This is a genomic window from Peptidiphaga sp., from assembly GCF_057238965.1.
Genome location: NZ_DBHHEV010000066.1, coordinates 1 through 8,636 on the forward strand (window position 1 = coordinate 1; position 8,636 = coordinate 8,636).

General features: G+C 68.6%; 8 protein-coding genes and 1 pseudogene. 2 read left to right on the top strand and 7 right to left on the bottom strand.

Annotated elements, in window-relative coordinates; all coding sequences use genetic code 11:
• The coding region (locus ACO48X_RS08270; RefSeq protein ID WP_485001611.1) for an NAD(P)-dependent oxidoreductase at positions 1-501 on the top strand (501 nt) is incomplete at its 5' end.
• 75 nt (positions 502-576) lie between these two features.
• Here ACO48X_RS08270 and der read toward each other — a convergent pair.
• From der to xerD, 7 genes are all read right to left on the bottom strand, one after another.
• Positions 577-2,061 carry a ribosome biogenesis GTPase Der gene (gene der / locus ACO48X_RS08275; RefSeq protein ID WP_485001624.1) on the bottom strand — a complete coding sequence of 495 codons (1,485 nt, stop codon included), beginning with the start codon at positions 2,059-2,061 and terminating at the stop codon, positions 577-579.
• Positions 2,062-2,252: 191 nt separating this feature from the next.
• The gene (gene cmk, locus ACO48X_RS08280) at positions 2,253-4,088 is read right to left on the bottom strand and encodes a (d)CMP kinase (protein ID WP_485001612.1); all 1,836 of its coding nucleotides are present in this window, start codon (positions 4,086-4,088) and stop codon (positions 2,253-2,255) included.
• Entirely contained in the window at positions 4,085-4,828 is a 744-nt protein-coding gene (locus tag ACO48X_RS08285) for a pseudouridine synthase (RefSeq protein ID WP_485001613.1), read from the bottom strand. Before ACO48X_RS08285 ends, cmk begins: the two co-directional genes overlap by 4 nt.
• On the bottom strand, positions 4,825-5,394 hold the full coding sequence (gene scpB / locus ACO48X_RS08290; RefSeq protein ID WP_485001614.1) for an SMC-Scp complex subunit ScpB: 570 nt from the start codon (positions 5,392-5,394) through the stop codon (positions 4,825-4,827). The genes ACO48X_RS08285 and scpB overlap by 4 nt, the downstream gene beginning before the upstream one ends.
• On the bottom strand, positions 5,387-6,322 hold the full coding sequence (locus ACO48X_RS08295; protein WP_485001615.1) for a segregation and condensation protein A: 936 nt from the start codon (positions 6,320-6,322) through the stop codon (positions 5,387-5,389). The genes scpB and ACO48X_RS08295 overlap by 8 nt, the downstream gene beginning before the upstream one ends.
• A complete protein-coding gene (locus ACO48X_RS08300) occupies positions 6,313-7,164 on the bottom strand; it encodes a ParA family protein (protein ID WP_485001616.1) in 852 nt (283 codons plus the stop codon). The genes ACO48X_RS08295 and ACO48X_RS08300 overlap by 10 nt, the downstream gene beginning before the upstream one ends.
• 13 nt (positions 7,165-7,177) lie before the next feature.
• Entirely contained in the window at positions 7,178-8,107 is a 930-nt protein-coding gene (gene xerD / locus ACO48X_RS08305) for a site-specific tyrosine recombinase XerD (protein ID WP_485001617.1), read from the bottom strand.
• A gap of 110 nt (positions 8,108-8,217) precedes the next feature.
• On the opposite strand from xerD, the pseudogene ACO48X_RS08310 reads away from it, so the two are divergent.
• Positions 8,218-8,636, top strand: a pseudogene (locus ACO48X_RS08310) (transketolase); the annotation flags it as partial.

The following is an 8,636-nucleotide window of genomic DNA, read 5'->3' on the forward strand; positions in this document are numbered from 1 at the left end:
ATCGTCGGGGCCGGAGGGGTCGCAAACGCCATAGCCGACAGGCTCGCACCGTTCGAGGTCGACGTGCGCCGCGTCGGGCGCAGCGGAAGAACCGACGCGCGCGGGCCGGTCCGCGCCGCCTCCGAGCTCGCGGAGCTGCTGCCGGCGGCCGACGTCGTGATCCTCGCCGTTCCCCTTACGGACGCGACGCGCCGCCTGGCCGACGACGCCTTCCTTTCGCGGATGCGCGACGGCGCGGTCCTCGTCAATGTGGCGCGGGGCGCGGTGGCGGACACGGAGGCGCTTCTCAAGCATTCGGACAGGCTCGCGCTCGTGCTTGACGTGACCGATCCCGAGCCGCTGCCCGAGGGCCATCCGCTGTGGGAGAAGGCCGCGCTCATCACGCCGCACGCGGGCGGCGCCTCCGCCGCTTTCGCGCCGCGGATCAAGGCGCTCGTGCGTCGGCAGGCCGAGCGGCTCATAGCCGGAGACCGGCCGGAAAACGTCGTCCTCCGGCCGTGACCGGGACATCGGCCGCCCGCATTTCGCAGTCCTGCGCGCACGGCGGGCTCCCGCTCGCCCACCCCGACCGTCGCGTCAGCGTTTGCCTCCCTTTTTCCGCTTTTCCCGCACGCGCACGGAGATCTCAATGGGGGTTCCGGCAAAGCCGAAAGCCTCGCGTATCTTGTTTTCGACGAACCTGCGGTAGCCCGCTTCAATGAAGCCGCTCGAAAACAGGACGAAACGCGGCGGGCGCGTGCTCGCCTGGGTTGCGAACAGGATGCGCGGCTGCCTGCCCGATCGCACGGGATGCGGATGCGCCGCCGCAAGCTCGCCGAGGAAGGCGTTGAGCTTGCCCGTGGGAACGCGGGTCTCCCAGGAGTCGAGAGCCGTGTCCATGGCTCGGGTCAGCCGATTCGTGTGCCACCCCGTCGCGGCCGAAAGGTTGACGCGCTCGGCCCACTGGATCTGGACAAGGTCGCGCTCCATTTCGCGGTCGAGTTCGCGGCGTCGATATTCGTCGACCAGGTCCCACTTGTTGCACACGATGACGAGCGCGCGCCCGGCGTCGATCGCCTGCTGCATCACCCGGATGTCCTGCTCGGTCAAGGGCTCGGAGGCGTCGATGAGAACGAGGGCCAGCTCAGCCTTGCCCAATGCGCCGCGCGTGCGCAGCGAGGCGTAGAAATCCGCGCCCTTCGTCTGATGGACGCGGCGCCGGATGCCCGCGGTGTCCACGAATATCCACGTCTGCCCGTCAAGCTCGATCGCCTCGTCGACCGGATCGCGCGTCGTTCCGGCGGTCGGATCGACGACGACCCGCTCCGACCCCGCCAGTCTGTTCAAAAGCGAGGATTTGCCGACGTTCGGCCTGCCGAGAAGGGCGACTCGCCGCGGCCCCTCCGGCAGGGCGTCCGCAACGGCCGAGCGCTCGGGCAGGGCGGCCAGCACGGCGTCGAGCAGGTCGCCCGTCCCCCGCCCGTGCAGGGCCGAAATCGGGTACGGCTCGCCCAGGCCCAATCCCCACAGCACCGCCGCGTCGGATTCCTGCATCGGAGAGTCGACCTTGTTCGCGGCGAGGACCACGGGCCGTTTGCTCCGGCGGAGCAGCTTGACGATGTCGGCGTCGGCGTCCGTGATTCCGACGTTCGCGTCGACGACGAGCACGACGGCGTCCGCCGCCTGTATGGCGGCCTCGGCCTGGCGGGCGACGGAAGCGTCGATGCCGGCGACGTCGATCTCCCAGCCGCCGGTGTCCACGAGCGTGAAGTCGCGGCCGGCCCAGGACGCGGGGTAGCCCACGCGGTCGCGCGTCACCCCGGGGACGTCCTGGACGACCGCGACGCGACGCCCCACGATGCGGTTGACGAGGGTCGATTTTCCGACGTTGGGCCTGCCCACGACGGCCAGCACCGGCGGGGCCGCGGGCCGGTCTGCGGCCCCGCCCACAAGCACGGCGACGTCCTCTTCGTCAAGGTCGTAGGCGTCGAGATTTTCGCGCAGCACGGCCGCGCGGCGCTCGTCGAGGTCGTCGTCCTGCTCGGTCCATTCCTTCGAGGCGAGCCATTCCTCGGCGCTCATCTCCTTGCCGCCCAATCCTTCGCCGGTCGCACCCGGCACGCCGGCCTCGGCGAGGCTCCCTTCGGCAAACGCTCCGTCGGCGGCCTTTCCCGGCACGCCGCACCCCGGGGCGTTTTCTTCGCGATTTTGAGGGCCGCCCTCCCGCTCGATCGGCCTCTCGGCGTTCGCGCCGCCGTCCGCGGCCCGGGCGTTCATCGGCGCTCCTTGGGGACAAGGGAGACGACGGCCTCGACGACTTCGTCGATCCCCAGCGTCGAGGAGTCGATCTCGGTCACGCCGTCTTTTGCGGACATGAATTCGGAGACGGTCGAATCGTCGGCGTCGCGGCGGAGCACCTCGTCGCGCGTGGCCTTGAGGGCCTCGGCGTCGTCGCTGCCGCGAACCTCGCGCGCGCGGCGGGCGAGCCGCGTCTCCTCGGAGGCCGTCAGCAGCACGCGCACGTCGGCGTCGGGCGCCACGACCGTCGCGATGTCTCTGCCCTCGGCGATTATGCCCATGTGGGCCGCCGCTATGATCTCGCGCTGGCGCCGCTTCATCTCGGCGCGCACGCGGAGATTCGTCGCGACCTTCGAGACGACGCGGGAAAGCTCCGACTCCCGTATGGCCTGCGTGACGTCCACGCCGTCGCACACGATCTTCTGATCGTTTGGGTCGAGCGGCATGTCCAGCGGCATGGCGACCGTCGCCTCGGCCACGGCGTCGAGGTCGTCGAGGTCGATTCCCCGGCGCTCGCAATGCCACGCCGCCGCCCGATACATGGCGCCGGTGTCGAGGTAGCTCAGGCCGAGCCTTTCGGCCACCTTCTTGGAGACGGTTGACTTTCCGGAGCCAGACGGCCCGTCGAGGGCGATGACGACACCCACGTGGTTTTCCTTTCCTTCGACGACGACGCGCCATCCGCGACGCTCCAAAGCGACCGCCAGGCGCATCGTCTCGTGCGGGAGCACCGAGAGCATGGCGCGCCCGGCCTCCCGCCCTATCGTATGCTCAAGGCTCAGATCCTCGATGTTCACGCCGATCTCCCCCACCTCGGCGAAAAGCCGTCCGAGCATGCCGGGCTCGTCGGGCACGAGGACAAAGACGTTGCCGTAGCGGCGCGGGGCGCCGCCGTGCTTTCCCGGAATCCGCTCGACGCCCTCGTTTCCCCTGCGGATCGCCTCGCTCACTCCCGAGAGGACGCCGAGGGCGAAGGGGTCGTCGACTCCGGCCTCGACGGCCGTTATGAGCCTGTCGAGATTGGCCGAGACTTCTTTGAGCACGCGGGCCACTTCACGCGCGTTTCCGGCGATGATCGTGGCCCACAGCCGCGAGTCGGAATGGGCGATCCGGGTGACGTCGCGCAGGCCCTGGCCGGCCAGGCCGAGGGTTTCGGGAGGGACGTCGCGCAGCGCGCCCGCCACGAGCGAGGATACGAGCTGCGGCATGTGCGAGACGACGGCGGCGGAGCGGTCGTGGGTCTGCGGGCTCATGACGACGGGCAGCGCGCCGACCGACAGGGCGAATTGCTGGACGGCCAGCACGACGTCGCTTCCCGCGGCCCCCTCTGTCGCAGCGCCGGCGGGCGCCTCCGCCGTTCCGCCGGGGCGCCCGCCCCCGGATTCTCCCGCCCCGATCGGGGTGATGACCCAGGGTCGGCCGATGAAAAGGTCGGCGTCCGCCGCCAGGGCGCCCGAGCGCTCGCGCCCGGCCATCGGGTGGCTGCCGACGTAGCGGTCGGCGCCGGGATGCCCCTCGACTTCCTCGACGACCCGCGCTTTGACCGAGGCGATGTCGGTCACGAATGCGCGGCCGAATCGGTCGAGGCTCTCGCGGACGACGTCGGCGGCGACGTCGGGCGGGGTGGCGACCACCACGAGCTCGGGCTCCTCGGAATCCTCCGCGGCGATCTGCCCGGCGCCCAGGTCGCGCGCAAGCGCCAAAGCGGCCGGGGACGTGTCTTCGAGCTGAACCTCGACGCCGAGTTGGCGCAGGCGCAGGCCCAGCGACGCGCCGAGCAGGCCTGAGCCGACGATCCTGACTGGGTTCACAGATCGACCAGTTTCATGAGCGCGCCAAGCTCGCTTCCGGCGACGACGCGGGTTTTGCCGGGCTTGAGATGGCCGACGACGACCGTTCCGAACTTCATGCGCACGAGTTCCATGACCGGATGGCCGACTTCCGCCATCATCCTGCGCACGATGCGGTTGCGGCCCGAATGGAGGGTGATTTCGACGATCGAGTTCCGGGGGGCCGACTCGCGCAAAACGAATCGGTCGACGCGGGCGGGGCCGTCCTCCAGGTTGATTCCGCGCTCGAGGACTCTCCCCAGCCCCCGGGTGACGGAGCCTTCGACGCGGGCGATGTAGGTTTTCGGCACCTCGTACTTCGGATGGGTGAGGCGGTGCGTCAACTCGCCGTCGTTCGACAGGAGAATGAGCCCCTCGGTGTCCTGATCGAGCCGGCCGACGTGGTAGAGCCGCTCGGGCCGATCCTCGACGTACTGGGCGAGCCCGGGCCTTCCCATGTCGTCGTACATCGTCGAGACGACCCCCGGCGGCTTGTAGAGCGCGAGGGTCAGGAGCGAGGAATCGGTCTGAACCCTGATGCCGTCTACGTGGATGACGGAGGCGACAGGATCCACGCGCGTGCCGAGCTCGCGCACGACGTGCCCGTCGACGCTCACCCTGCCCTGGGCTATGAGGCCTTCGCAGGCGCGACGGCTTCCCACGCCGTTGCGGGCCAGAACTTTCTGGAGCCGCTCCCCCGTGGGAACGTGTGGGTCTGTCATTGCATGTCCTCTTCCTGTAGGTCGTACGCCTCGGGCAGATAGGGCGCCAAAGGCGCGAGTTCGGCCAATGAGTTCATCCCCATGACCTCGAGGAAGTACTCGGTGGTGCCGTAGAGCGCGGCGCCCGAGGCGGCGGTGGCTCCCGCCTCGGTCACAAGTCCGCGCGTCACGAGCGTGCGGACGACCGAGTCAACACTAACACCTCTGATCGCTGCAATCTGCGCGCGGGTGACGGGCTGTCTGTAGGCGATCACCGCGAGGGTCTCCAAGGCCGCAGCCGAAAGCCGCCCCGAGTTCTCCGCCGCGACGTGGGCGGCGACGACGTCGGCGAAGCGCGGATTCGTGTAGAGCCTCCATCCTCCGCCCGCCTCCCTCAGGCAAAATCCGCGCGTGCGCGCCCCGCTTTCTCCTCGATAGTCCGCGGCGATCGCGCGAAGCATGGCGTCGGTTTCGGCTTCGCTCGCGCCGACGGCCTCGGCCAGCGTTGCCAGCGGAACGGGCTCCCTTGCCACGAGCAGAAGCGCTTCGAGGGCTCCGAGCACGTCCTCGTCTGCCCGCCTATCCATGCGCCCCTCCGGAGTCTCCGGGTTCTCCGGCCTCTCGGGAATCTCCGGGTGCGCCGACATCGCCGGTATCCCGGGATTCTTGCGACTCTTCTGAATCGCCGGCCTCCCCCGGCTTTCGGGCGCTCGCCTCGGGCCCTGGCGGATCGACGGCGACGAGGACGAGCGCGCCAAGCGCCTCGGACTGTTCGACGTCGATCCGGCCTGCCCGCAGCAGCTCCAGGACGGCGAGGAATCGCGAGACCACGGTGGGCATGTCTGCGGCGTCAGCGCACAGGTCCGCAAAGGCGAGCCTCTCCCCCGCAGCCAGCCGCGAGGCAATGTACTCGACCTGCGATGCGACGGGGACGGGCGCGGCGTGCAGGTGCTCGACGGAGACCTCGGGCTCGCGATGCTCGCGCACAAACGCCGCCGCCGCGAGGGCCGCGAAGTCCGCCAGCCCGATCGAAACGGTCACGGCCGGAACCGCCTGCGCGTAGCGCTCTTCCAGGGGAACCGAGCGCGGAACGCAGAGGGCCTGCTCGGCGAGCGTCGAGGCGATGTCCCTCGCGACCTCCTTGAAAGCTCGGTATTGCAGCAGCTTGGCGAAAAGGAGGTCGCGCCGTTCGAGGAGCTCCAAGTCCTCTTCCTCCTGGCTGTCGCGGGGCAGCAGGCGCGCCGCCTTCATCTCGAGCAGCGTCGCCGCGACGACGAGGAACTCGGAGACCCGCGAAAGGTCGAGCTCCGGACGCGAGCGGACGAAGGCGATGAATTCGTCGGTGACCTCGGCCAGAGCCACCTCTGTGACGTCCAGGCGCTTGCGCGCAATGAGGGAAAGCAAGACGGAAAAGGGGCCGGAGAAGACGTCGAGCTCGACGGCGAATTCTCCGTCTTCGCCGATTTTGGCGGCGTCGGACGGCGCGGCGTCCGCGACGCCATCGGCTAGGCGCACCGGCCCCGGGCGATGAGCTCCCTCGCGAGCTGCCTGTAGGCGGCCGCCCCCGGGTGGGACGGGGCGTACTCCGTGATGGGCACGGCCGCGATCGATGCGTCGGGGAATTTGACGGTGCGCGAGATGTACGTCGTGAAGACGCTTTCGCCGAAGCCCTCGCGCACGGATTTGACGACCTCGCGCGAGTGGAGGGTGCGCGCATCGACCATTGTCAGCAGCACTCCGTCGAGCTCGAGGCGCGGGTTGAGGCGGTCCTGGACCCTCTCGATCTGCTCGATGAGCAGCGCGACGCCGCGCATGGCGAAATACTCCGCCTCCAGGGGGATGATGACTCCGTGCGCCGCCGTCAGGGCGTTGACGGTCAGGAGGCCGAGGGAGGGCTGGCAGTCGATGACGATGAGGTCGTAGTCGTCGAGCACCGGCCTGAGCACGCGCGTGAGGGCCTGCTCTCGCGCCACTTCGTTGATGAGCACGATCTCGGCCGCGGAGAGGTCGATGTTGGCCGGGGCGATGTCGAGATTCTCCACGCTCGTCTCCACGATGATCTCGCGGATGTTCGGCTTGGCTGCGATGAGCTCGTTGTATATCGTGCGGTCAAGGGCGCGGGCGTTGACGCCCAAGCCTGCGCTGGCCGCCCCCTGGGGGTCGAAGTCTACGATGAGGACTTTGCGTCCGTATGCTGCGAGCGCGGCGGCCAAGTTGATCGTCGTGGTCGTCTTTCCCACCCCGCCCTTCTGGTTCGACATCGCGACGATGCGAGCCGGACCGTGGGATGCGAGAGGGACCGGGTCGGGAAAACTCTGGCCGGAGGAAGCTGGCAGTAGCGCATCTCGTTGGGTCACGGTCTTAGCCTACCTAAGAGAGCGCCCTCGGGTGAGCTAAGGCGTAAACTTCACGTACCGTGTCGCGGCTGACCATCGTGTATATCTGCGTCGTCGATAGCGACGAATGGCCCAGCAATTCTTGGACTACACGGATGTCGGCGCCCCCTTGAAGCAGATGGGTGGCGAACGAATGCCTTAGCGTATGCGGGCTGACGTGCACGCTCAGTTTGGCGCGTTCGGCGGCGTTTTGAATGATTGCCCACGCGCTTTGCCGAGACAGCGGCCGTCCGCGCGTGTTGAGGAAGAGCGACGGCGTTCCGGGGCCGGAGCTCGCCAATGACGGCCTTGCGCGCACGAGGTAGGCGTCTATGGCCTCGACGGCGTAGCCTCCGAGCGGCACGACCCGTTCCTTGCGTCCCTTGCCGAAGAGCCGCGCCGAGGCCCCCGCCAGGTCGACGTCGTCGACGCTGAGCCCCACCGCCTCAGAAATGCGGGCCCCCGTTCCGTAGAGGACCTCCAGCAGCGCCCGGTCGCGCAGAGGCGCCGGCCCCTCCCCCGCGCCGCCCGCGGCTATGAGCGCGGCGACGTCGTCGATGTCCATTGCCTTCGGCAGCCGCGAAGGGATCTTCGGGGGGCGGACGTCGGCGGCGGGATTCGCGCCCGCGCTCCCTTCTTCGAAGACGAAGGCATGGAAGGAGCGGACGGCGGTCATGCTTCTGGCCACGGATGCGCGGGCCATCCCCTCGAGGCATTCGGCGAAGGACGCGACGTCCTCCGGTCCGACGTCGCCGATTAGCGCGATTCCCCGCGCTTGGAGGTGCGAAAAATACTTCGCCAGGTCTCGTCGATAGGAGGAAACGGTGTTGTGTGACAGCGAACGTTCAACGGCGAGATGGGCGAGAAACTGTTCACCCAATCGCGCAATCGGCTCGGGCCCGGGCAAGGGTGTATGGGAAGCCATGATTCCTTTATATTATCTCGAATCTTTTCTGGAATCGGAACGAAACCGACGGCTAAACTATGAAGCGGCGGCCTCGGAAAGGCCGAGGCGAAACAGACGAAAGGCTTGCAATGGCGAAGCTTGAATGGACGGACCTCGATCGGCGCGCAACGGACACGGCGCGCGTTTTGGCCGCGGACGCGGTGGAGAAGGCGGGCAACGGCCACCCCGGAACGGCGATTTCGATTGCGCCGTTGGCATACACGCTCTTCAACAAGGTCATGCGCCACGATCCTTCGGACCCCTCGTGGCTGGGCCGCGATCGCTTCGTCCTGTCGATCGGCCATTCCTCCGTCACCCTCTACAACCAGCTCTTCCTCACGGGCTACGGCCTGGAGCTGGAGGACCTGAAGTCCTTGCGGACCTGGGGCTCGCTCACGCCGGGCCACCCCGAATACGGCCACACCAAGGGCGTCGAGATCACGACCGGCCCGCTGGGGCAGGGCCTCGCCTCCGCCGTCGGCATGTCCATGGCGTCGCGCCGCGAACG

What these genes read in the sequence shown, in the direction of transcription:
- scpB (WP_485001614.1), bottom strand. Translation starts at nt 5,394, where the DNA reads ATGGATAGGCGGGCAGACGAGGACGTGCTCGGAGCCCTCGAAGCGCTT.
- xerD (WP_485001617.1), bottom strand. Translation starts at nt 8,107, where the DNA reads ATGGCTTCCCATACACCCTTGCCCGGGCCCGAGCCGATTGCGCGATTG.
- ACO48X_RS08285 (WP_485001613.1), bottom strand. Translation starts at nt 4,828, where the DNA reads ATGACAGACCCACACGTTCCCACGGGGGAGCGGCTCCAGAAAGTTCTG.
- der (WP_485001624.1), bottom strand. Translation starts at nt 2,061, where the DNA reads ATGAGCGCCGAGGAATGGCTCGCCTCGAAGGAATGGACCGAGCAGGAC.